The following is a 21,112-nucleotide window of genomic DNA, read 5'->3' on the forward strand; positions in this document are numbered from 1 at the left end:
TCCAGAGACCCGCATGAGCATCGACCTCGCCGCCCGGCCGCGCCTTGCGCACGTCGATGCCCTGCGGGGCTTTGCGCTCTTCGGCATCCTGGTCGTCAACATCAATGTGTTCGCCTTTCCGTACTACGGCGGGGGCGTGCCGGATCCGGTCTATTCCAGCCCCTTGGATGTGACGGTCCGCTGGCTGGTCGCCTGGTTGTTCGAGACCAAGTTCTACCTGCTGTTTTCCTTCCTGTTCGGCTACAGCTTCACGCTGCAGATGACGGCGGCTGAACGCGCCGACGCGGCCTTCGCGCCGCGTTTTTTGCGCCGGCTGGCCGGGCTGGCGGCCCTGGGCGTGGCGCACGCCATCCTGTTCTACCAGGGCGACATTCTGGTGACGTACGCGTTGTTGGGCCTGGCGCTGCTGCTGTGCCGGCGCATGGACCCGGGCCGGGCGCTGCGCGTTGCCCTGTGGCTGATCGCACTGGCATCGGCGGTGTGGGCGATTCTGGGCGCACTGAGCTTCCTGGATCCCGTGCCGGCCGGCTACGCGCTGCAGTACAAGGCCGAGGCGCTGGCCGCCATCGAGGCGTACCGCGGCACCGTCGGCACCACGATCGCGCAGCACGTCAAGGAACTCACCGAAGCCATCTGGTTCACCGTGCTGTTCGTGCAAGGGCCATTCGTCTTTGCCATGTTCCTGGCCGGATACGCGTTGGGCCGGCGCAATGCGCTGGCCGACCCCTGGCGCTCGCGCCGCGCGCTGGGACTGTTGTGCGCGCTGTGCGTCCTGCCCGGGCTGGCCGGCGCCGCGGCGTATGCGACCAGCGCCTTGCCGCAGGCACGCGTGGTGTGGGAATTGCCGGGGCTGGCCGTGGGCCTTTTCACCGCGCCGCTTTTAAGCTTGTCGTACGGTGCGGCGTTTCTGCTGGCGCTGCGCACGGGGCCTGGCGAGCGTCTTGGGGCCTGGCTGGCGCCCGCCGGGCGGATGGCGCTGAGCAATTACCTGATGCAGTCGGTGGTCTGCGCATTTCTCTTCACGGCGTGGGGCTTGCGCCTGTACGCCGCCGTGCCGCCCCTGGCTGCGTTTCTGATTGCAGTGGCCATCTTTGCCGCCCAGTTGCCGTTGTCTGTCTGGTGGTTGCGGCACCATGCCTACGGCCCCGTGGAATGGTTCCTGCGCGCCCTCACCATCGGCACGCGGCCGCCCTGGTTGCGGGCTGGCGCAGGCTGATCAGGCGGCGCGGGGCGGATCCTCGCCCGGCCGCCGTCGTGGTGGACGCCTAACCCCGCGTCTGCGCGATCGCGGCGTCGATGGCGCCGGCCAGACGTTCCGTCAGTTGATCCAGTTCGTCGTCGGAGATGATGAAGGGCGGCGCAAGCAGCACGTGATCACCCTGTCGTCCATCGAGGGTGCCGCCCATCGGATACACCATCAAGCCCCGCGCCATCGCCTCGCGCTTGATCCGCGCATGCAGCGTCAATTCGGGATCGAAGGGCTGCTTGGTGGCGCGGTCCTGAACCAGCTCCACGCCCATGAAGAGGCCCCGGCCGCGGATGTCGCCCACGTGCGGATGCTCGGCCAGCGCCGCCTGCAGCCGCTGCGCCAGGCCCGCGCCCTGGACCCGCACGCGCTCCAGCAGCCCGTCGCGCCGGATCACGTCCTGCACCGCCAGCGAAGCCGCGCACGCCAGCGCGTGGCCAAGATACGTGTGGCCGTGCTGGAAAAAGCCGCTTCCCTGCTGCATGGCCTGCACGATGTGCTGTTGCGCCATGACTGCCCCGATGGGCTGATAGCCGCCGCCCAGGCCCTTGGCGATGGTAATGAGGTCCGGCGTCACGCCTTCCTGTTCGACTGCGTACAGCGAGCCGGTCCGGCCCATGCCGCACATGACTTCGTCGGCGATGAACAGCACGCCGTGGCGGTCGCAGACCTCGCGGATGCGGCGGAAGTAGCCCGGCACGGCCGTCACGGCGCCGGACGTGGCGCCCACCACCGGCTCGGCCACGAATGCCATCACGGAGTCCGGGCCGAGGCGCTGGATGGCCGCTTCCAGTTCCTGGGCAAGCCGCTCGCCGTATTGTTCCGCGGTTTCGCTGTCGCCTTGGTCGCGGTAGGCATAACACGGCGAGACGTGCTCGACCTCGATCAGCAGCGGCGCGAACTGCGCGCGCCGCCAGGCGTTGCCGCCTACCGCCAGCGCGCCCAGCGTATTGCCGTGATAGCTCTGGCGCCGCGCGATGATGTGGCGGCGTTGCGGCTGGCCGATTTCGACGAAGTATTGGCGCGCCATCTTCAGCGCCGCTTCCACCGCTTCCGAGCCGCCCGATACGAAGTAGACATGCGAGGTGCCCGCGGGGGCGTCCGCGACCAGGCGGGCCGCCAGCTTTTCAGCGACCTCCGTGGTGAAAAAGCTGGTGTGGGCATAGGCCAGCGCGTCGATCTGCGCGTGCAGGGCCGCCTGGACGTCCGGGTGGTTGTGACCCAGGCAGGACACCGCCGCGCCGCCTGAGCCGTCCAGATACGCGCGGCCCGCGCTGTCATGGATCCAGACGCCCTGGCCGCGCACGGCGACGGGGGGCGTATGGCGTAGGGAGCGATGCAGGATGTGGGTTTGGCTCATGCTGCGGGTTCCTGGGGCAGGTTGAAGGGGGCGTCGGCTTGCAGGCCTCAGCCTTGGCGGCGCGGGGAGGCGCCGGTCCAGTAGACGTTGTCAGCCCGCAGGCGCTGCTCCACCTCGGTCAGCCGGTCCAGCACCGCTACACCGCCGCGGGCCGTCAGCCGGGCGATCAGGTGCTCGGCCAGCCCAAGCAGTCCGGCGGTCGTGTGGAAGAACGAGCCCGGGCCCTGGCGCGCCGGTCTGGCTTGCACGCCATCGCGGTCGGGCGGGGAAAAGCGCAGGGTGTGGCGGGCGTCCACCGCAAGCGGCGAGAGCGGGTCGTCAGTCAGCGCCACCACGGCCACGCTGCGCTGCGCGGCCTGACGCGCGAGTTCCACGGTGGCGGCGGGGTAGGGGGCCTGCGAGATGACGATCAACGCGTCGTCCGCGCCCAGGTTGTCGATCTGTTCGGCCGGCGCGCCGCCCAGCCCGTCAATCAGGACACTGTTGCGCCGCACGAGTTGATAGGCATAGCGCATCTGGAACGCGATGCCGAAGGCCGAGCGCGTGCCCAGGAAACCGACCTGATGCGCGCTCAAAAGGGTTTGCACGGCGGCGTCGAACGCTGCAGGCGGGTTCAGCGCGCAGACCGAGGACATGGCCTGGACCTGATACCCGGTCAACGCATCGTGGCCGGGTTCGCCGGACGCGCCCGCGGCGGCCTGCAGCGCCGCGGCACGGTCGCGCAGGCCCGGCTCGCTCTGTCCGGCCAGCGCCTGCTGGAACGGCTGGCGGAAATCCTCGTAGCTGCCGTAACCCACCGCACGGGCCAGCCGCAGCATCGTGGCGGGCGCCACGCCCAGCGTCTGCGCCTGCCGGCGCATCGACCACAATCCGACCTGCGCGGGATTCGCCACGACCCAGCGCGCCGCCCGCTGCAATTCGGGCGGCAGTTGCTCCAGCTTTTCCTGAAGGGTGACGAGTAGGGCAGACGGCAGGGGCATACAGACAGGACTGGGCAAAAGCGTAAAAAACACATGATAAATAAAACATCATGAACAAAACATATGTTTTTTATCAGGGCTTGCCCACGGGGGTATGCAGCTCATAGCCCCCGGCACAGCGGAATCAGCGTGCTGACAAGTCCATTCATAGTGCAGTCATCCTCGCCAAATCCGCGTTCATTTATTTACATCGTGCCTGGTTTTTTGTTTGACTCGAATAAATTGGGCGCATATGATTCGTGTAGAAATGATTTTGCCCGAACCATCCGTATCCATGACTGACGCCGCGAAAACCGAAATTACTCAGCAGTACGACCTGCGCATTTTGCGAGCCTTGCGCCGCATCACGCGTTCGATCGCGCTGCATTCGCGACAGTTGTCCGCGGTTAGCCACATCACTGCTCCGCAACTGATGTGCCTGCGCACCGTGATCGCCAACGGTCCCATGACCGCCACGGCGATCAGCCGCGAGATGCACGTCAGCCCCAGCACGGTGGTGGGCATCCTGGACCGCCTTGAAGACAAGGCGCTGATCCGCCGCGAGCGGGGCCGTGAAGACCGCCGCATTGTGTTTGTGACCGCCACCGAGGCGGGACGTGAATTGGCGCAAGGCGCGCCGTCGCCGCTGCAAAAGCATCTGGCCGACGCGCTCAATGCCTTGCCGGAATTGGAACAGGCCACCATCACCCTGTCTCTGGAGCGCATTGTGACGCTCATGGAACAGGACGGTCAGGCCGCAGTCGACACGCATGGAGACGTGTCGTCGCCCATCCTTGAAGTGCCCACGGGCGGGGCACCCCCAGAATCGGGAATCGTTGCATGAAGAAAAACGAACTGGACTCCCCCATACTCTCAAGTGCCGTGGCGCCGGCGGTCAGCGCGCAGACCCATACCATGCGTCTGCCCGACCGCAAAGACGGCGCCGCGATCCACCGCCTCATTTCCGAGTGCCCGCCGCTCGACCTGAATTCCCTCTACGCGTACCTGCTCCTGTGCGAGCACTTTCGCGACACCTGCGTCCTGGCTGAAAGCGCCGGGGGACGCATCAATGGTTTCATCTCCGCTTATGTGGACCCGTCCCGCCCTGACGTCCTGTTCGTCTGGCAGGTTGCGGTGCACGCCCGCGCTCGCGGCCAACGCCTTGGCCGCGCCATGCTCCGGGAACTCTTGCAGCGCAAGGGCCTGACGCATGTCCGCTATCTTGAAACCACGGTGGGGCCTGACAACCAGGCTTCGCGCCGCACCTTCGCCGGCCTGGCCGCCGAAGTGGGCGCCCATGTTTCCGAACAGCCGTTCTTCGACCGGCAACTCTTCGGCGGCGCGGACCATGACGACGAGATGCTGTTAAGGATAGGTCCGTTCGCCTTGCCGTCCCCGTAGGGCGCCGCGAGGCCTGAAGGGCTTATCGATTTACCGGGATGGTTCGAACTGTCCGGGTGCGCTTGCCGCACCTGGCGGGATCAGGCCGTCCGTCAATTAATGAGTTGAAAAGGGAGGATTAATCATGGACTTGAAGATCTTTGACCGCATGGAGTCTGAAGTGCGGGGCTACATCAGGTCGTTTCCCGTGATATTCAATCAGGCCCGTGGCTCGACGCTCATCGATGAAGATGGCACCGAATACATCGACTTCTTCAGCGGCGCAGGCACGCTGAACTACGGCCACAACAATCCTGTTCTCAAGGAAAAGCTGCTGGAGTATGTGCAGGCGGACGGCGTCGTCCACGGCCTGGACATGGCCACCAGCGCGAAGAAGCGTTTCCTGGAGACGGTGGATCGCGTGCTGCTCAAGCCGCGCAACTGGCAGTACACGCTGCAATTCACCGGCCCGACCGGCACCAATGCCGTCGAAGCCGCGCTGAAGATCGCGCGCCAGGTCAAGGGCCGCCCCAACGTGATCTCGTTCACGCACGGCTTTCACGGCGTCAGCGGCGGCTCGCTTGCCGCGACGGCCAACATGAAGTTCCGTGACGCCGCCGGCTATGCGCTGGGCAACACGACGTTCATGCCCTACGACGGATACTTTGGTCCGGACGTGGACACCATGTCGTACATGGAACGCATGCTGGAAGATCCGAGCAGCGGCATGGACAAGCCGGCCGCTGTCATCGTGGAGACGGTGCAGGGCGAAGGCGGTGTCAACGTGGCCACGCTGCGCTGGCTCAAAGAGCTGGAAAAGCTGTGCAAGCGCCACGACATGCTGCTGATCGTGGACGACATCCAGGTCGGCTGCGGCCGCACCGGCACGTTCTTCAGCTTCGAGACCGCCGGCATCCGTCCCGACATCATCACGCTGTCCAAGTCGCTATCCGGCTTTGGCCTGCCGATGTCGCTGGTGCTGATGAAGCCCGAGCTGGACATCTGGAAGCCCGGCGCCCACAGCGGCACCTTCCGCGGCAACAACCTTGCATTCGTCACCGCCACGCAGGCGCTGGAAACCTACTGGACCAACGCCGCGTTCACGGCTGACGTCCAGCGCAAGGAGCGCCTGGTCGGCGACTGGCTCGAGAACCTGGTGCACAGCTATCCCAACGCCGGCCTGTCGGCACGTGGCCGCGGCCTGATCCAGGGCCTCGTGTCCAACGGCAATCCCGCGCTGTCCAACCGCATCGCCCAATGCGCCTTCAAGAAGGGCGTCGTGATCGAAACGTCGGGCGCGCACGATGAAGTGCTGAAGCTGCTGCCCGCGCTGACGATCGAGGAAGACCTGCTCGCCAAGGGCCTGGATCTGATCGAGGCCAGCGTGGCAGAAGCGCTGGCCGATGAGGGGCAGTCTGCCCGCATCCTGAAATTTGGAGGAAAGCGTCAATGATCGTACGTAATGTCAAAGATGTGATCGGCACTGCCGACGAAGTCCGCACCGATACCTGGGTCAGCCGCCGCGTGCTGCTCAAGAAGGACGGCATGGGCTTTTCATTCCACGAGACCACCATCTTCCCGGGCGGCCGCACGCACATCCACTACAAGAACCATCTTGAGGCGGTGTGGTGCATCGAGGGCGACGGTTCGATCGAGACCATTGCCGACGGCAAGAAGTACGACCTCGGCCCCGGCGTGGTCTACGCGCTGAACGAAAACGACGAGCACTGGCTGTGCGGCGGCAAGGAGCCGCTGCGCGTCATCTGCGTCTTCAATCCGCCGCTGACCGGCCAGGAAGTGCACGACAAGGAAGGTGTCTACGCGCTGCCCGATGCGGTCGCGGCCTGATAAAAGGAGGTTCGCATGATCTCACCCGCGCAGGATCCGTACGCCTCCCGTACGGATCGCAGTTCCGCCATCATTTCCCGCCAGGACCCCGTCGTCTATGAAGACGGCAAGTACGCCAACGCCCTGACCAGCGAGCAGGTCGGCCAGTACGACCGCGACGGCTTCCTGCTCTTGGAAAACCTGTTCACGGAGGCCGAGGTGCGTGCGCTGTCGGCCGAGGTCGAGCGCATGACGCGCGACCCGTCCATCGTCCGCCGCGAAGAGGCCATCACCGAGCCGGGCAGCAATGCCGTGCGTTCCATCTTTCTGGTGCACGTGCTCAATCCCATGCTGGCCCGCCTGGTGCGGGACCCGCGCCTAGTCAACGTGGCGCGCCAGATTCTCGGTTCCGAGGTCTACATCCACCAGTCGCGTGCCAACATGAAGCCGGGCTTCAAGGGCAAGGAGTTCTACTGGCACTCCGACTTTGAAACCTGGCACGTCGAAGACGGCATGCCGTCGATGCGCGCGCTCAGCTGCTCGGTGCTGCTGACCGACAACAACGAGTGCAACGGCCCGCTGATGCTGGTGCCCGGCTCGCATCGGCAGTTCATCTCGTGCGTCGGCGAGACGCCGAACGAGCACTACAAGCAGTCGCTGAAGAAACAGGAATACGGCGTGCCGGATCCCGTCAGCCTGCAGTTGCTGGTGGAGCAGGGCGGCATCAGCACGATGACGGCCAAGGCCGGCTCCGTGGTGTTCTTCGACTGCAACACGATGCACGGCTCGAACAGCAACATCTCGCCGTGGCCCCGCGCCAACGTCTTCATGGTCTACAACAGCATGGAGAACACCCTGAACCCGCCCAAGTATGGGCTGACCCCGCGTCCCGAGCACATCGCGACGCGCAAGGGATTCAAGGCGGTCACGCCGCTGGACACCTTGAAGCTGGTCGGCGGCTGAGCAACCGCCACCTTATCTGGCCCGGGCTAGTCCCGGGCTTTTTTTGTCTCTTTCGGGCGGTCCGGCGCGCCGCATTTCTTGTATTCTCTGCGGCATTCGCCACTCGTTGAGCCACCGCCGCCATGTCCGCCCGCATCCTCAGCCTGCATATCTATCCCGTCAAATCCTGTGCGGGCATCGACCTGACTGAATCGCCCATCGACCGCGCGGGCCTCGCCCATGACCGGCGCTGGATGGTGGTGGACGCCGCGGGCCAGTTCATGACGCAGCGGCAATGGCCCGCCATGGCGCTCATCCGCACGGCGCTCACGCAGGACGCGCTGCGGCTGTCGGCGCCCGGCATGCCGGATTTGGACGTCGCCCTGGACGGATCGGGTCTGCAAGGGGAGGCCCTCACGGTCGGCGTCTGGGCCGACACCACCACGGCCCGGCGCGAAAGCGAGGCCGCCGCCCAGTGGCTGACCCAGTTCCTGCAGACGCCGTGCGGCCTGCTCAAGGTGGACGCCGCGGCGCGCCGCGACGCCAAGCCCGACTGGGTGTCGCGCTGGGTTGATGCGCACCCGGACCTGGCCGACGCCTTCGTGGGCGAGCACTGCTTCGGGTTTGCCGATGGTTTTCCGCTACTGATTGCCAACCAGGCGTCGCTGGACGACCTGAATGCCCGGCTGCAGGCCAAGGGCGCCGACCCCGTGCCCATGGACCGCTTCCGTCCCAATATTGTGGTCGACGGCGAATGGGAAGCCTTCGAAGAAGACCACACCGCCATGATTTCGGCGGCCGGGGTGCGAATGGCCTTCGTCAAGCCGTGCACGCGTTGCTCGATTCCCGACATCGACCAGCGCACGGCCAAACAGTACGAGGAACCGGGCCGCACGCTGGCGGGTTACCGCAATCTGGACATCGGCGTGGTGTTCGGCCAGAACGCCATTCTGGATGCGCCGGCGGGGGCGCGGCTCAAGGTGGGCGACGCGGTCGAGATCGAACTGGATTTCTGACGCGCCGCCCGGACGGGCCGGGGTTCCAGCCGGGGTTCCAGCGTGGACCCCATGCCTCACGCCCGGCGGAGCTTGTGCTTTATGGCGAGGACAGCTTCAGGCCAACCAGACCCAGCACAATCAGCGCGACGCTGGCGATGCGCAGCCAGCTCGCCGATTCCCCGAACAGCACGATGCCGGCCACGAAGGCGCCGATCGTGCCGATGCCCACCCACACGGCGTAGGCGGTGCCCAGCGGCAGGGTTTTCATGGCCAGCGCCAGCAACCAGAAGCTGACCAGCATGCCGGCCACGGTGCCTACGGACGGCCACAGCCGGGTGAATCCGTGGGTGTATTTCAGGCCAACGGCCCAGACGATTTCAAACAGGCCAGCCAGAACCAGGATGATCCAGGTCATTCACGACTCCCAAGATTGCGTTGCCGGCGGGGTGCCGGCATAAATGGGGTCGTCCCCGGAAAACGCGCCAGCCGTTGACGGTGCGCAGCAACGGGCCGTCCCGTTGCGGCAAAAATTATAGAATACCGGCTTTCGACGGCAAATCCGGATGCCGGGCATCAACCTTGCAACACTTCGCGGTCCGGGCCGCGAAACCAGGAAATTCCTTATGCAACGCATCATGCTGCGGGCAAAGCTGCACCGCGTCACGGTCACCGAAGCCGACCTTCACTACGAAGGCTCTTGCGGCATCGACGAAGACCTCCTCGACGCTGCCGGCATGCGCGAGTTCGAACGCATCGAACTCTACAACGTGACGAACGGTGAACGCTTCGACACCTACATCATCAAGGCCGCACGCGGCAGCGGCGCCATCTCGCTGAACGGCGCGGCCGCACGCCGGGCCCAGGTGGGCGACCTGCTCATCATCTGCACGTACGGTCCGATGTCCGAAGAAGACTCGGCCACGCACAAGCCCCAGGTGGTGCTGGTGGACGACGCCAACCGCGTCAAGGAAATCCGCAAGTTCCCGGCATGACGCCGGGCCGGGCGGAGCGCCATCCTGGCATCGCCGGATAGCGCTTCGTCGCCTCTGAATCGTTTCATCATGAGCTTCCAGGTCATCATCCAACCCAGCAAGCATCAATTCCCGGTCGAGCCCGGCCAGACCGTGCTCGACGCCGCGCTGGCGGCGGGCATCGTGCTGCCTTACAGCTGTCGCAACGGCGCGTGCTCCACCTGCAAGGGCAAAGTGGTGTCCGGGGAGTTCGACGCCGGCCAATATCCCGCGCAGATCCTGTCGCCGGAAGAACTGGCCGACGGCTACACGCTGTTCTGCCAGGCCCGGCCGGAATCCGACCTCGTGGTCGAATCCACCGAGGTCCGGCTGGCCAGCGACATCCAGATTCGCAAGCTGCCGTCGCGTGTCCAGACCCTGGAGCGCGTGGCGCCGGACGTCACGGTCCTGAAGCTGCAACTGCCGGCCTCCGAGCAGTTCCGCTATTACGCCGGCCAGTACGTCGAAATCATCCTGAAGGACGGCCGCCGCCGCAGCTATTCGATGGCCGGCGCACCGCACACCGGCAGCCCACTGGAATTGCACATCCGGCACATGCCCGGCGGCCTGTTCACCGATCACGTGTTCGGCGCCGGCGACACGCAGATGAAGGAACGCGAGATCCTGCGCCTGGAAGGGCCCTTCGGATCGTTCTTCCTGCGCGAAGACAGCGACAAGCCGATCGTTCTGCTGGCCAGCGGCACGGGCTTCGCGCCGGTCAAGGCGATCGTCGAACACATGATCCACAAGAACATCGACCGGCCCGTCGTGCTGTATTGGGGCGGCCGCCGTCCGCAGGACCTCTACATGGACGCGCTGGCGCAGTCCTGGTCCTCGCAGCTTCCCAACTTCAGCTACGTGCCGGTCGTGTCCAACTCGCTGCAGGAAGACAACTGGACTGGCCGCACCGGCTTTGTCCACGAAGCCGTGATGCACGACATCGCGGACCTTTCCGGGCACCAGGTCTATGCCTGCGGCACCCCGCTGATGGTCGATGCGGCCCGCCGCGAGTTCAGCGCGCAGAACGGTCTGCCGCCGGAAGAGTTCTACGCGGACGCCTTCACGTCCGAGGCCGATCTGGCGAAGGCCGGGTCTTAAGTAATATGTTTTTTTATTACTTAGGCGGCTGCAAAACGGCAAGGTAAACTGCTTTGGCAGCGGCCTGCCGGGGCACGCGGACATCGGGTCCGCCCACGCAACCGGCATGCAAGGAGCGATGCGGGCATGAAAGTAGCGGTATTGGGTAGCGGCATTATCGGCATCTCCAGCGCTTGGTGGCTCAGCCAGGCGGGTCATGACGTCGTGGTCATAGACCGCTGCACCGGTCCCGCCCAGGAAACCAGCCTCGCCAATGGCGCGCAGATTTCCGTCTCCTACGCCGAGCCCTGGGCCAATCCCCAGGCGCCGATGAAGCTGCTCAAGTGGATGTTCCGCGACGACGCGCCGCTATTGTTCCGTCCGCAGCTCGACTGGCGGCAGTGGATGTGGGGTCTGGCATTCCTGCGCGAATGCCTGCCCGGCCGTCTGGCTCCCAACATCCGGGCCATGGTGCGCATGGCCGAATACAGCCGCGCCACGCTGCGCGGCATGCGCGCCGAGCTCGGCATCCAGTACGACCACCTTGAACGCGGCATCCTGAATTTCTACCGCGATCCCCACGAATTCGAAAACTCGCAGCGCGCCGCTGGTCTGATGCGCGACTTCGGCGTCGAGCGCCGCGTCGTGAACGCTGACGAAGTCATCGCCATCGAGCCCGCGCTGGCGCCGCATCGCGCCACGATCGTGGGTGGCGATTACACGCCCGAAGACGAAAGCGGGGACGTGCACCTCTTTACCGTCGCGCTGGCCGAACATTGCGCGCGCGCAGGCGTCGAATTCCAATACAACACGCGTGCGACCCGGCTCCTGACGCAGGGCGGCGCAGTCACAGGCATCGAACTCATCCAGCCCGACGGCCGCTATGCCACGCTGTCGGCCGACGCCTATGTCGTCGCCATGGGCAGCTTCAGCCCCGCGATGCTGCGTCCCCTCGGCATTCCGTGCAACGTGTATCCGGCAAAGGGCTATTCGGCCACGTTCCCGGTGCTGAATCCGGGTGCGACCCCCACCGTCAGCCTCACCGACAGCAGCCACAAAATCGTCTTCTCGCGGCTGGGCGACCGTCTGCGCATGGCGGGCACGGCGGAACTATCCGGCTATTCGCGTAGCCTGAACACCGGCCGTTGCGAGGCCCTGACCCGCCTCGCCAAAGAACTCTTTCCCGACGCGCTCGATTTCGAGCGCGTCAGCTATTGGTCGGGCCTGCGCCCGTCCACTCCCTCGAACGTGCCCATCATCGGCCGCAGCCGTATCCCGAATTTGTATATCAATACCGGACACGGTACGCTTGGCTGGACGATGGGTGTTGGCTCGGGCCGGGCATTGGCCGATCTGCTCAGTGGACGGCGGCCAGAACCGGAATTCCCTTTTCTTGGTCTGTGAACCTATGAAGAAACTGCAATTGGCGGGCGTTGCCCGCGCGATGTTCGCCAGCCGGCGTGCATGGGTGTTTGGCGCCGCGATGGCGATGGCCGGCGTGGCAAACGCCGCACCCGTCGAGATCCAGGTCTGGCACACCCTGACAGATGCAAACAAGGCCGAGTTCGAAAAGCTCGCCAAGCAATACAACAAGGAACAGGACGACGTCAAAGTGACGCTGCGCGGCTTCGCGTCGCCGACCGCCCTGCAGCAAGAGGCAGTGTCCGCGGTCAAGGCCAAGAAGGGCCCGAACCTGCTGCAACTGTCCGATAACCACTCGCCTGAAGTTGTGGCCCAGCACAAAGCCGTGCTGCCGCTCTACGAACTGCTGGCCAAGTATCCGATCAAGGACCTGAACTGGTTCGTGCCGGCCACCAGCAGCTTCACCCGCGACAGCAAGGGCCGCCTGCTGGCCTTCCCGTGGATGGCCGAAGTGCCGGTGATGTTCTACAACACCGCCGCCTACAAGAAGGCCGGTCTCGATCCCAACAAGCCCGCACGCACCTGGACCGCGCTGCAGGCCGAACTTCTGAAGCTGCGCGACGTGGCCGATATCGACTGCCCCTACGCGTCCAGCGATCAGGTCGCGGTCCACCTCGAGAACCTGGCCCCGATCAACAACCAGCAGTTCACCAGCAACAACAACGGCCTGGATGCGGTCACCAAGAAGTCCGCCGCGCCCGCCATGCAGTTCGACACGCTGTACATGCGCCATATCTCGCTGATGGTCAGCTGGAAGCGCTCGCTGCTGTTCACGGCGTATTCCGGCGACAACGCCTCCGACAAGCTGTTCGCCAAGGGCGAGTGCGCCGTGCTGACGGCCAATTCGGGTGCGTTCGGCCAGTTCCTCGCCACCAAGTCGCTGTCCTTCGGCGTCTCGCCGCTGCCTTACTACGAGCAAGCCACCAAGGAAGGCGGCAAGCCCTTTGTCAGCGGTTCGGCGCTGTGGGCCCTCGAAGGCCATCCGCAGGCCCAGGAAAAGGCCACCGCGCAGTTCCTGGCGTGGCTGTCCAAGCCGGTGGTCGCCGCCGAATGGCATCAGCGCACGGGTTACCTGCCGCTGACTGAGGCCGCCTTCCGTGCCTCGGACGTGTCGTTCTACAGCAAGATCCCGGGCGCGCAGGCCGTTGTCGCCTCGATGAGTGCCAAGCCCGTCCAGAACAGCCGCGGTTTCCGCATGGCCAACTACGAGCGTATCGAGCCCGTGCTGAACAAGGAACTCACCGATGCCTTCGATGGCAAGGTGCCGCCCGTTTCCGCGCTGAACAACGCCGCCGCGCAGGCGCGCACGATCGCCACGCAGCGCTGATCGCACCCCATAGCGGCGCACTTCTGCAGCGCCGCGCGGCAGTAAAAAGCCTGGTCTTCGGACCGGGCTTTTTTGTTTTTTTGAGTCGTTGCGCACAGGGTGGATGAATCCGTCCGTGCGTACATGCCAGTCTGGCGGCGCCATCGGCGCTCGGCCACCATGCCGTTCAAGCGTGTCGCTTCCGATGCGCGCTTTGTTCGCGGTGAGGCATGGTACGAATCTTCTTTCTGGCGGCCGGGCTGTCTTGCCTTGGCGCATGCACGTGGTCGGGCCCCAGCCCGGGCGCATCCTCCTGGCAGGCGGCCAACCCGCCTTCGCACGGGTTCCGCTTCGACTGGCAGCTATCCGGCGATCCCGCCGTCGCGCCGCTGCAGGTCTTCGACGACGGGCGCGAGACCTGGCTGCAGTTTCTGCCGGGCCAGCCGTTGCCGGCCATCTTCGGTGCAGGCGATGGCGGTGAACACCCGTTGCCTTACGTGCGGCGCGATCCTTATGTGGTGGTTGCCGGCGCATGGAAAGCGCTGAGCTTTCGCGGCGGCAGGCTGACCGCTCGGGCGCAGCGCACGCATGTTGCGCCTGGTGGTCCGGCGCACTTTACCCAATCCGTCTCGCGACCGGAGCAGGCCTCGGCGGCGGACGTGGACGCATCGCAACCCCCGCGGGCGGATGTCACCGCACACACCAGGCTCGTCGCTGACACGGCTATGCGCTCGGAAGCGGGCGCGCTGGCCGGCGCAGAAGCGCCGGACCGTCATGCCGCGGCGCCCGCCACGCCCGCGGGCGCCGCGTCCGCCGACACGCGCATTGCCGTGCAGGCCGCCCCGTTCCGTGCCGCGCCGCCCGACGCCACGCTGCGCGCCGTCCTGGCCCGCTGGGCCGACACCGCCGGCTGGACGTTCCAACCGCAGCATTGGGCGGTGGACGTCGATATCCCGCTGGCCGCCACGGCCGAATTCTCCGGCGACTTCAAGACGGCGGTGCGCGGCCTGCTCGGCGCCACCGAACTGGCCGACCGACCCTTGCAACCGTGTTTCTACGGCAATCGCGTCCTGCGCGTCGTGCCGATTGCGCAATCGTGCTCTCGCGCGGCCACTCCCAAAGGAGCCGCGGCATGACACTTCGCCTGTTTGCTTGCGCCACGCGCGCTCCAACTTTTAGAACGCTTGCCTGCGCTGCGCTCTCGTGCACCATCGCTGGCTGCTCGGTGTCCGAGCAGGTCTCGGACATGCGCCGCGCGGCCAGCGGCCGCCATGCCGACGCCGCCGCCCGCCATCAGGCCTATGCCAAAGGTTTGTCCGACCGCCAGGCGCGCATAGCTGCCCAGGAAGTCTCCACGCCCTGGCTGGCGGGCAAGCCACAGCCGCTCGCACGCGAGGTCGTGCTGCCCCCCGCATTGCGTGAGAACGTCAAAACCACGCTCATGCTGGCCGATGATGCGGACCTTCCCACGCTTGCCCAGCGCCTGACCGCCGCCACCGGCATCGCCGTGCGGGTGCGCCCCGACGCGCTGCTTGCCCACGACCAATTCCTGCCGCGCCTGGCCGTTAGCGGCGCAGTGGCCCTTGCCGCGCCGGCGCGCATCGAGGTGCGCGCGGATCCGCAGCCGCTCGCCGATCTGCTGGACGCGCTGGCCGCGCGCTTTTCCGTGCACTGGCGCTACGAACACAATGCGCTCGAGTTCTACCGCACCGAAACCCGCGTCTTCGATCTGCGCGCCCTGACGCTCGCCAGCAAGGTGGACGTGCGGCTTGGCCGCGCCGGCAGCGCGGAAGGCGAGGGCTTCGAAAGCACCTCCAACACGACGCTGTCCGCGGGCGAGCACAACGCGCTGGCCATCCTGCGTGCAAACGTCCTGCCTTTCCTCACACGATCCGGCGTCATTGCTGAGCCGGTGGAGGGCGCCGCCGCGCTGGTGATCACCGATACGCCCGACGCCCTGGACCGGGTCGCACGCTATCTGGAACGCGAGAACAAGGCGTTGACCCGCCGCGTTCGCCTGCTTTTCGAGGAAATCACGCTCATCGCCAACTCGGAAGCCGCGGGCGGCCTTGACTGGAATGCCCTCTATGCGGCGGCGGGCGCCACGGCGCGGATGGCCGTGCCCGGTGTGCCGGCCACCGGCGCGGGGCTGCTTCAAGCCGCGTCGGGCGCGGGGCCATTTCAGGGATCGCAAGCCATCGTGTCCGCGCTCAGCGCCATGGGCGCGGTCGTGCGGCACAGCAAGATTCCGGTCCTGACCTTGAACCGCCGGCCGGTCTCGCACGCCGTCAGGACCACGTTCTCCTACATCGACCGCGTGCAAAGCGCGGCCATGCCCGGCATGACAGCCACCGGTGCGAACGGTTCGCTGCCCGCGGTCTCCATCAGCCAGAAAGAAGAAACCGTCGGCTCGTTCCTCACGCTGGTGCCGGACATCCAGGAAGACGGGCAGATCCTGCTTTCCATCGCGTACGACAACGCCGTCGCGCAGCCTCTGAAAACAATCACCTTCGGCGAAAGCGCCAATCAGGTCCAGGTGCAGCAGATCACGGTCGATGGCAGCGGCACCGTGCAGCAGATCGAGCTGCGGCCGGGACAGCCCATGATCGTGGCGGGCTTTGACCGCACGCAGGACCAGCACGATCGCCAACGTCTGGCGCCCGGACTGCCGCTGCTTTCGGGTGGCCTGGATAGAGCCGCCACCGAACGCCACACGACGCTGATCCTCGTGACGGCCCAGGTCGAGGAAGGGTACTGATCGTGAACCGGGCTCCTCAACTCTTGCTGATCGAATGCCCCGGCGCCGAACGAACGCTGGCGTTTGGCCTGCGCTGGTTTGCGCTCATTGGTTCCAACGTCCCCCAGCTCGCGCGATCACGCGGTCGACGTTTGCGGGCCACGCATTACGTGGTGGGCGGATCACCCGCGATGGTCGCGGGCTATGGGCGCGCGCGCTCCGGAATCGGGCGTGGGCGGCTCACGCGCCGCGCCGGCGCTTCGGCACCTACGCCGCCGCAATCGGCCGCGCAATTGTTTGCCTTGCTGTACCCCGAGGGCGGTCATAGCCTCGTTCGTCTGCCGGACGGGCGTTTTTGGCTTGTCGCCGCACAGGGCGGTGCGGTCCTGTCGCAGGCCGACCGGGTATTCGGTTCGCTTGACGACGCGCTGCAGGAACAGCGGGCGCTGATCGCGCAGCGTCCGTCCTTGACGGAACAGGCCCCGGATCAGGTGTGGCCGGCATTGGCGCAGGCCGTGGATGCCGGCGCCGCGCTAACCCCACTACCTTCGCGCTGGGCGGAGTTGCCCGCCGCACTGCGCCTCTTTCTGGCCTGCGTCGGGCTTGCCGCCGTGGCGCCGTCGCTCTGGAACGCCGGCGTCAGCGCTTTATCGCGCAAACCCGCTGCGCCGCCGGCGCCGGTTGCGGCTCGGGACCCGATGGCCGATGCGTACGAGCGAATGCTGCGCGCAACAACCGTCCATCCGCCGACGGCGTTGACGCGCCTGCTCGCCAGCGTGGCCGCGTTGCCGGTGCAGGTGCAAGGCTGGGCCTTGCGCCGCGCGCATTGCGATGCCGGACCACAGCAATGGGACTGCGCGGCCGTGTATGCCAGGGTTCACCCGCTGGCCACCAACCACGGCCTGCATGCGTTGCTACCAACCGGTTGGCAGGTGTCGTTCAAGCCGCTCGAGGAAGCCACACTGGCGTGGCGCGTGGGTGCCGCTCCAATCCGGGTGGCCGACATCACGTTGCCTTCGTCGCTGCACGTCGACACGCGGGTGGCTGGCGGACTGCAAGGGCTGCGCGCGGCATTCGCTTCCGTCGCGCTATCGCCTTCCGTGCCGCTCATGCCGCACATGCCGCGTCAGCCTGCGACCCATCCGGCGTCGCTTGGGCAGGCGACGGACTTGCTGACCAATCCCGTGGGGGTAAGCATGCCCGTCATCCGGCGGCGCAGCCTGATCTTGCATGGGCCATTGCGCTCCATGGCGTTGATGCCGGGGCCGGTATCCGCGGCCCGTTGGTCGCGTCTCGTGGTGAACGTGCAGTCGCAGCCGCGGCCCAGTCTCGTCGCCAGTGCGCTTGTTGCCGAATTGCAGGGAGAACTTTATGAACGGGAATGAGCTTTGCATCCTGCGCCGGCGCGCGGCCGGACGAATGCTTGCCGGTATCGCACTGAGCGCCGCGGCAATATCGGCAAGCCATGCCCAGCCCGCCGATCAGGCGTCCGCGCCGCAACCTTGGCCGGACGTGGAGACCGTGCGCACGTTGCTGCGCGCGGATGCGGCCGCCGCGTTGTCCGACTGCCGGGTGCCGGGCCTTTGCGCGGTTGGCGAAGGGAAGGGCGCCACGATGCCGCCCGCCGGGCGCGCGGCGGACGACATCCGCGTGACTGCGATATTCGGCACGGCGCGCAGCTTGAACGTGGACGTCGTGGTCAATGGCACGTTGCAGCGCTACCGGGCGGGCCGCGCCGATCCCGTGGCAGGAGGCGCCCTGGCCGCACCCTATCGCCTGGTGGCCGTCGACGGCGCCTGCGTGCGCCTGCACCGCGAAGGCCGCGACCGGACCGCGTGCCTGGATGCCGGGGGCGCCCACCCATGACGACGCAGACCCTGCCCATCGCGGGCGCGCCCGCTCGCCCACCCGCGCTGCATACGCCCGAAGACATCGCGGGCATGGATCCAGGCTTCGTGCGCGCGCTGGGCCGCCAGTTCGACCTGGCGGCGTTGGCCGGACGCTTGTGCCCGGTCCTGCTCGAAGGCGGCGAGGCCGCGATCTTCGCCGTCAAGGAATACACCGTCGGCGACCAGATCGACGAGGTCGAACGCATGGTCAAGGCGGCCGGCTACCGCATGGCGTGCCCCGCGCGATATGTCGTTCCGGCGCCGCTCCTGCTGATGATCGCGCGCGGTCAGTACACGGCGCCCGGCCCGGGACGCACGGCAAGATCCAACCCCGCCGAGCGCGTTTCGGCGCTGGCCGCGCTGTTTCTCGACATCGTCCGCTGGGGCGTGGTGCAGGGCGCCAGCGATGTTCATATCAACGTGGACCAGCGGCGCGACGTCGGCGACATCCGTTACACCATCCACGGCGAATACGTCGGCTCTGATCGTTTCGCAGGCCTGTCCAGCGCCACGTTGCTAGAGGTCCTGGCCGTGGCATGGATGGACGTGCGTGGCGGCAACGGCGCCGTGTTCGATCCGGCGCTCGAGCAGCAGGGACGTATTTCGCTGACGGTGGACGCCGCGCCCGTCGTGCTGCGCTGGGCCTCGCTGGCCGCGGACGCAGGGCCTTCCGTGTGCCTGCGGATCCTGCGGCTGGATGCAACCGTCAACGGCGACCTTCTGGCGTTGGGATACTTACCCGGACAGGCCGAGACCCTGTTGCGGGCGCGTGAGCGCGAGGGCGGGGCCATCGTACTGGCGGGCGTGGTTGGATCGGGCAAGTCCACCACCATCGCCGCGCTGATGCGCGGCATCGCGCCCACGCGCAAGGTCATCACGCTTGAAGACCCGGTGGAATACCACATTGGCAACGCGCTGCAGAACACGCTGACGGGTGCGCTGGCGGACGCGGCGTGGCCCACGCTGGACGCCAAGCTCAAGACCATCAAGCGCTCGGCAATGAACGACCTGCTGATCGGCGAGGTCCGCGACACGCAGACCGGCCGCGCGTTCATGGATCTCGCCAGTTCGGGCGTCAGTCTGTACGCCACCACGCACGCTGGATCTGCCGTGATGATTCCCGAGCGGCTGGCTTCCGACGCGATCGGGGTGTCGCGCGAATTTCTCGCGTCGCCCGGCATCCTGAAGCTGCTCATTTATCAGACGCTGTTGCCTCGCCTGTGCCCCGGCTGCGCGCTGCCCGTCGACAGCCTGTGGTCGGACTCGTACGCGCGGCATGCGCAAGCATGGGATTGGCGCGGCTGGATTCGCGGCTTGCAAGACGCCTTCGATCTGCACCCCGAATCGCTCAGGGTCCGAAACGAAGCCGGCTGTCCCGTGTGCCGGCGCGACCACATGCCGGAACTCAACGGAACCGCGGGTCGCAGTGTCGCCGCCGAAATGATTGAGCCCGATCGCGCGCAAGGTTTTCTCGAGCAAGTACGGCAGCGCGATAACCACGGACTGAAGCAACAGTTCCAGCCTGCCACGGGTAGCGCCTGGAGAGAGGCCGCCACCCGCAGCGCGCGGGCGCTCGATTGCGCGCTATACCGAGCCCATCTCGGCGAAATCGATCCACGCACACTGTTGCGCCGGTTCGAACTGCCTGTCGTACCGAACATGCGCACGGCGCCGGCCCCGTCGTCGCAAACCCCGTCGTCGCAAATTCCGTCGTTGCTGGCCGCGTCGGCCACGCAGACGGGCGCGACCATGTCCGGCCGAGCGCACCATGGCTGATCTCGCGCCGCGCTTTTCGCGCGGGTCTCCGCGGTCTGTTGGCGTGCACCGGCTGCGGCTGGACGCGCTGCGTTTTCGCCCGCAGCGCGCGGATTACTACGAATACCTGGCCGATGTCGTCGAAGGCACCCAAGGGCGAAAGAGCCTGCGCGACATCTTCGAGGACGACGCCAGCCGGTACGGGCCGGACACAGTTCGCGGGCGCCTCTGCCAGCACTGGGCCGCCGCGTATCTGGGCGCCGGCGGCGACCTGGGCGTTGCCTGGTCCGACACGCTGCCGCACAACGAATGCCTGCTGCTCAGTTGCGTGCAAGAAGAGGGCGGCGACCTGGCCGCGGCGTTGCGCGATCTGGCGCGCGCCGTCAGGCTCGCGTCCGAGGCCTGGGCGGAATTGCTGTCGGCGGCCGCCACGGGTGTGGTTGCCGCCATCGTGGCCTTCGCGTTGCTGTGCGCCATCCCATTTTTCAGCGTGCCACGGTTACAGCAGGTATTCCAGGCCGTGCCTGCCGAAGACTACGCGCCGCTCACGCGCGGGTTATTTGCGTTGGCGGGTGGCCTGAAGCAGTGGCTTGCGCTGTGGGTCGTCCTGATATTCGGCGCGCTCATGCTCGCCCTCTGGTCGCTGGCGCACTACACGGGCGATCTTCGCGCCGTGCTGGACCGGTGGCTGCTCTGGCGGCTGTACCGCGATTTCCAGGCCATCCGCTTTCTGTCGCTGCTGGCCGTGCTCATCAGGCAGCACGGCGGGGCTGATACGCGCTTGCGCCGCGCGCTGTCCGTGCAGGCTCGCGACGCCTCGCCCTGGCTGCTCTCGCACCTGCAGGACATGCTGAGCCGCATCGACGGGGGCGCCAGCGGCGCGGAAATCTTTGGCACCGGACTGCTGGATTCCCAGACGTGGTGGTACATGGCGGACCTGATGGACGCGCTCGGGGTCGAGCCAGGCCTGGCGCGCGTGCGCCAGCGCGTCGAGGTCCGCCTGCTGGCGCGTGTGCGGCGCCAGGCGATCGTGCTGCGCTGGTCCTTGCTGATCGTGTCCTTGTCCACGGTGCTGGGCGTCACGCTGTGGCATTACGCAGTAATAGACGAGCTGCGCCAGGCGCTGACAAATTTCTATGCCAGCCAGTAGGGGACCGCAGGTTGGCGGCAACGGCGCGGTTCGCCGCGCACTTTAATCAATGAG

General features: G+C 66.5%; 20 protein-coding genes. 17 read left to right on the plus strand and 3 right to left on the minus strand.

Annotated elements, in window-relative coordinates; all coding sequences use genetic code 11:
* The first annotated feature begins 13 nt into the window (after window positions 1–13).
* On the plus strand, window positions 14–1,216 hold the full coding sequence (locus CLM73_RS08900) for a DUF418 domain-containing protein (RefSeq protein WP_105238128.1): 1,203 nt from the start codon (window positions 14–16) through the stop codon (window positions 1,214–1,216).
* A 49-nt stretch (window positions 1,217–1,265) separates the two neighbouring features.
* Here the strand turns inward: CLM73_RS08900 and CLM73_RS08905 are convergent, their stop codons facing one another.
* Window positions 1,266–2,606: an aspartate aminotransferase family protein gene (locus tag CLM73_RS08905; RefSeq protein WP_105238129.1), complete on the minus strand. Its 1,341-nt coding sequence runs from the start codon at window positions 2,604–2,606 to the stop codon at window positions 1,266–1,268.
* 47 nt (window positions 2,607–2,653) lie between these two features.
* Window positions 2,654–3,586: a MurR/RpiR family transcriptional regulator gene (locus CLM73_RS08910; protein ID WP_105238130.1), complete on the minus strand. Its 933-nt coding sequence runs from the start codon at window positions 3,584–3,586 to the stop codon at window positions 2,654–2,656.
* 274 nt (window positions 3,587–3,860) lie between these two features.
* Between CLM73_RS08910 and CLM73_RS08915 the strand changes: the two genes are divergently transcribed.
* From CLM73_RS08915 to CLM73_RS08940, 6 genes are all read left to right on the plus strand, one after another.
* Complete coding sequence (locus CLM73_RS08915; RefSeq protein WP_105241436.1) at window positions 3,861–4,409, plus strand: MarR family winged helix-turn-helix transcriptional regulator; 549 nt, start codon at window positions 3,861–3,863, stop codon at window positions 4,407–4,409.
* Window positions 4,406–4,966, plus strand: a complete 561-nt coding sequence (ectA, locus tag CLM73_RS08920) for a diaminobutyrate acetyltransferase (protein ID WP_105238131.1) — start codon at window positions 4,406–4,408, stop codon at window positions 4,964–4,966. The genes CLM73_RS08915 and ectA overlap by 4 nt, the downstream gene beginning before the upstream one ends.
* A 124-nt stretch (window positions 4,967–5,090) precedes the next feature.
* Window positions 5,091–6,398 (plus strand): diaminobutyrate--2-oxoglutarate transaminase, encoded by a 1,308-nt coding sequence (gene ectB / locus CLM73_RS08925; protein ID WP_105238132.1) that lies wholly within the window; start codon window positions 5,091–5,093, stop codon window positions 6,396–6,398.
* Complete coding sequence (locus CLM73_RS08930) at window positions 6,395–6,793, plus strand: ectoine synthase (protein ID WP_056571502.1); 399 nt, start codon at window positions 6,395–6,397, stop codon at window positions 6,791–6,793. Before ectB ends, CLM73_RS08930 begins: the two co-directional genes overlap by 4 nt.
* A 15-nt stretch (window positions 6,794–6,808) precedes the next feature.
* Window positions 6,809–7,735, plus strand: coding sequence for an ectoine hydroxylase (gene thpD, locus CLM73_RS08935; RefSeq protein WP_056571498.1), 927 nt, complete (start codon window positions 6,809–6,811; stop codon window positions 7,733–7,735).
* Window positions 7,736–7,857: 122 nt separating this feature from the next.
* Complete coding sequence (locus CLM73_RS08940) at window positions 7,858–8,730, plus strand: MOSC domain-containing protein (RefSeq protein ID WP_105238133.1); 873 nt, start codon at window positions 7,858–7,860, stop codon at window positions 8,728–8,730.
* Between the two features lie 79 nt (window positions 8,731–8,809).
* On the opposite strand, the gene sugE is transcribed toward CLM73_RS08940, so the two are convergent.
* Window positions 8,810–9,127 (minus strand): quaternary ammonium compound efflux SMR transporter SugE, encoded by a 318-nt coding sequence (sugE, locus tag CLM73_RS08945; RefSeq protein WP_056571491.1) that lies wholly within the window; start codon window positions 9,125–9,127, stop codon window positions 8,810–8,812.
* 208 nt (window positions 9,128–9,335) lie between these two features.
* On the opposite strand from sugE, the gene panD reads away from it, so the two are divergent.
* From panD to CLM73_RS08995, 10 genes are all read left to right on the plus strand, one after another.
* Entirely contained in the window at window positions 9,336–9,704 is a 369-nt protein-coding gene (gene panD / locus CLM73_RS08950) for an aspartate 1-decarboxylase (RefSeq protein ID WP_050446262.1), read from the plus strand.
* Window positions 9,705–9,773: 69 nt separating this feature from the next.
* Entirely contained in the window at window positions 9,774–10,820 is a 1,047-nt protein-coding gene (locus CLM73_RS08955; RefSeq protein ID WP_105238134.1) for a CDP-6-deoxy-delta-3,4-glucoseen reductase, read from the plus strand.
* Between the two features lie 126 nt (window positions 10,821–10,946).
* A complete protein-coding gene (locus tag CLM73_RS08960; RefSeq protein ID WP_105238135.1) occupies window positions 10,947–12,203 on the plus strand; it encodes a D-amino acid dehydrogenase in 1,257 nt (418 codons plus the stop codon).
* 4 nt (window positions 12,204–12,207) lie between these two features.
* Window positions 12,208–13,548 (plus strand): extracellular solute-binding protein, encoded by a 1,341-nt coding sequence (locus CLM73_RS08965; protein WP_105238136.1) that lies wholly within the window; start codon window positions 12,208–12,210, stop codon window positions 13,546–13,548.
* Window positions 13,549–13,757: 209 nt separating this feature from the next.
* Entirely contained in the window at window positions 13,758–14,663 is a 906-nt protein-coding gene (locus tag CLM73_RS08970; protein WP_105238137.1) for a TcpQ domain-containing protein, read from the plus strand.
* Complete coding sequence (locus CLM73_RS08975; RefSeq protein WP_234015835.1) at window positions 14,660–16,285, plus strand: hypothetical protein; 1,626 nt, start codon at window positions 14,660–14,662, stop codon at window positions 16,283–16,285. Before CLM73_RS08970 ends, CLM73_RS08975 begins: the two co-directional genes overlap by 4 nt.
* A gap of 23 nt (window positions 16,286–16,308) precedes the next feature.
* Window positions 16,309–17,649: a hypothetical protein gene (locus CLM73_RS08980; RefSeq protein ID WP_234015836.1), complete on the plus strand. Its 1,341-nt coding sequence runs from the start codon at window positions 16,309–16,311 to the stop codon at window positions 17,647–17,649.
* Window positions 17,636–18,130, plus strand: a complete 495-nt coding sequence (locus tag CLM73_RS08985; RefSeq protein ID WP_105238138.1) for a hypothetical protein — start codon at window positions 17,636–17,638, stop codon at window positions 18,128–18,130. The genes CLM73_RS08980 and CLM73_RS08985 overlap by 14 nt, the downstream gene beginning before the upstream one ends.
* Window positions 18,127–19,929, plus strand: a complete 1,803-nt coding sequence (locus CLM73_RS08990) for an ATPase, T2SS/T4P/T4SS family (RefSeq protein ID WP_105238139.1) — start codon at window positions 18,127–18,129, stop codon at window positions 19,927–19,929. Before CLM73_RS08985 ends, CLM73_RS08990 begins: the two co-directional genes overlap by 4 nt.
* Window positions 19,922–21,058 (plus strand): general secretion pathway protein, encoded by a 1,137-nt coding sequence (locus CLM73_RS08995; protein ID WP_199778269.1) that lies wholly within the window; start codon window positions 19,922–19,924, stop codon window positions 21,056–21,058. Before CLM73_RS08990 ends, CLM73_RS08995 begins: the two co-directional genes overlap by 8 nt.
* Window positions 21,059–21,112 lie beyond the last annotated feature (54 nt).

It is taken from the genome of Achromobacter spanius (assembly GCF_002966795.1).
GTDB classification, from domain to species: Bacteria; Pseudomonadota; Gammaproteobacteria; order Burkholderiales; family Burkholderiaceae_B; genus Achromobacter; species Achromobacter spanius_D.

Excerpts from the sequence above, each read along its gene's own strand:
- CLM73_RS08965 (WP_105238136.1), top strand. The coding sequence starts at position 12,208 with ATGAAGAAACTGCAATTGGCGGGCGTTGCCCGCGCGATGTTCGCCAGC.
- CLM73_RS08910 (WP_105238130.1), bottom strand. The coding sequence starts at position 3,586 with ATGCCCCTGCCGTCTGCCCTACTCGTCACCCTTCAGGAAAAGCTGGAG.
- CLM73_RS08990 (WP_105238139.1), top strand. The coding sequence starts at position 18,127 with ATGACGACGCAGACCCTGCCCATCGCGGGCGCGCCCGCTCGCCCACCC.
- ectA (WP_105238131.1), top strand. The coding sequence starts at position 4,406 with ATGAAGAAAAACGAACTGGACTCCCCCATACTCTCAAGTGCCGTGGCG.
- CLM73_RS08940 (WP_105238133.1), top strand. The coding sequence starts at position 7,858 with ATGTCCGCCCGCATCCTCAGCCTGCATATCTATCCCGTCAAATCCTGT.
- CLM73_RS08905 (WP_105238129.1), bottom strand. The coding sequence starts at position 2,606 with ATGAGCCAAACCCACATCCTGCATCGCTCCCTACGCCATACGCCCCCC.
- ectB (WP_105238132.1), top strand. The coding sequence starts at position 5,091 with ATGGACTTGAAGATCTTTGACCGCATGGAGTCTGAAGTGCGGGGCTAC.
- CLM73_RS08995 (WP_199778269.1), top strand. The coding sequence starts at position 19,922 with ATGGCTGATCTCGCGCCGCGCTTTTCGCGCGGGTCTCCGCGGTCTGTT.
- sugE (WP_056571491.1), bottom strand. The coding sequence starts at position 9,127 with ATGACCTGGATCATCCTGGTTCTGGCTGGCCTGTTTGAAATCGTCTGG.
- panD (WP_050446262.1), top strand. The coding sequence starts at position 9,336 with ATGCAACGCATCATGCTGCGGGCAAAGCTGCACCGCGTCACGGTCACC.
- CLM73_RS08975 (WP_234015835.1), top strand. The coding sequence starts at position 14,660 with ATGACACTTCGCCTGTTTGCTTGCGCCACGCGCGCTCCAACTTTTAGA.
- CLM73_RS08930 (WP_056571502.1), top strand. The coding sequence starts at position 6,395 with ATGATCGTACGTAATGTCAAAGATGTGATCGGCACTGCCGACGAAGTC.
- thpD (WP_056571498.1), top strand. The coding sequence starts at position 6,809 with ATGATCTCACCCGCGCAGGATCCGTACGCCTCCCGTACGGATCGCAGT.
- CLM73_RS08915 (WP_105241436.1), top strand. The coding sequence starts at position 3,861 with ATGACTGACGCCGCGAAAACCGAAATTACTCAGCAGTACGACCTGCGC.
- CLM73_RS08970 (WP_105238137.1), top strand. The coding sequence starts at position 13,758 with ATGGTACGAATCTTCTTTCTGGCGGCCGGGCTGTCTTGCCTTGGCGCA.
- CLM73_RS08900 (WP_105238128.1), top strand. The coding sequence starts at position 14 with ATGAGCATCGACCTCGCCGCCCGGCCGCGCCTTGCGCACGTCGATGCC.
- CLM73_RS08955 (WP_105238134.1), top strand. The coding sequence starts at position 9,774 with ATGAGCTTCCAGGTCATCATCCAACCCAGCAAGCATCAATTCCCGGTC.
- CLM73_RS08960 (WP_105238135.1), top strand. The coding sequence starts at position 10,947 with ATGAAAGTAGCGGTATTGGGTAGCGGCATTATCGGCATCTCCAGCGCT.
- CLM73_RS08985 (WP_105238138.1), top strand. The coding sequence starts at position 17,636 with ATGAACGGGAATGAGCTTTGCATCCTGCGCCGGCGCGCGGCCGGACGA.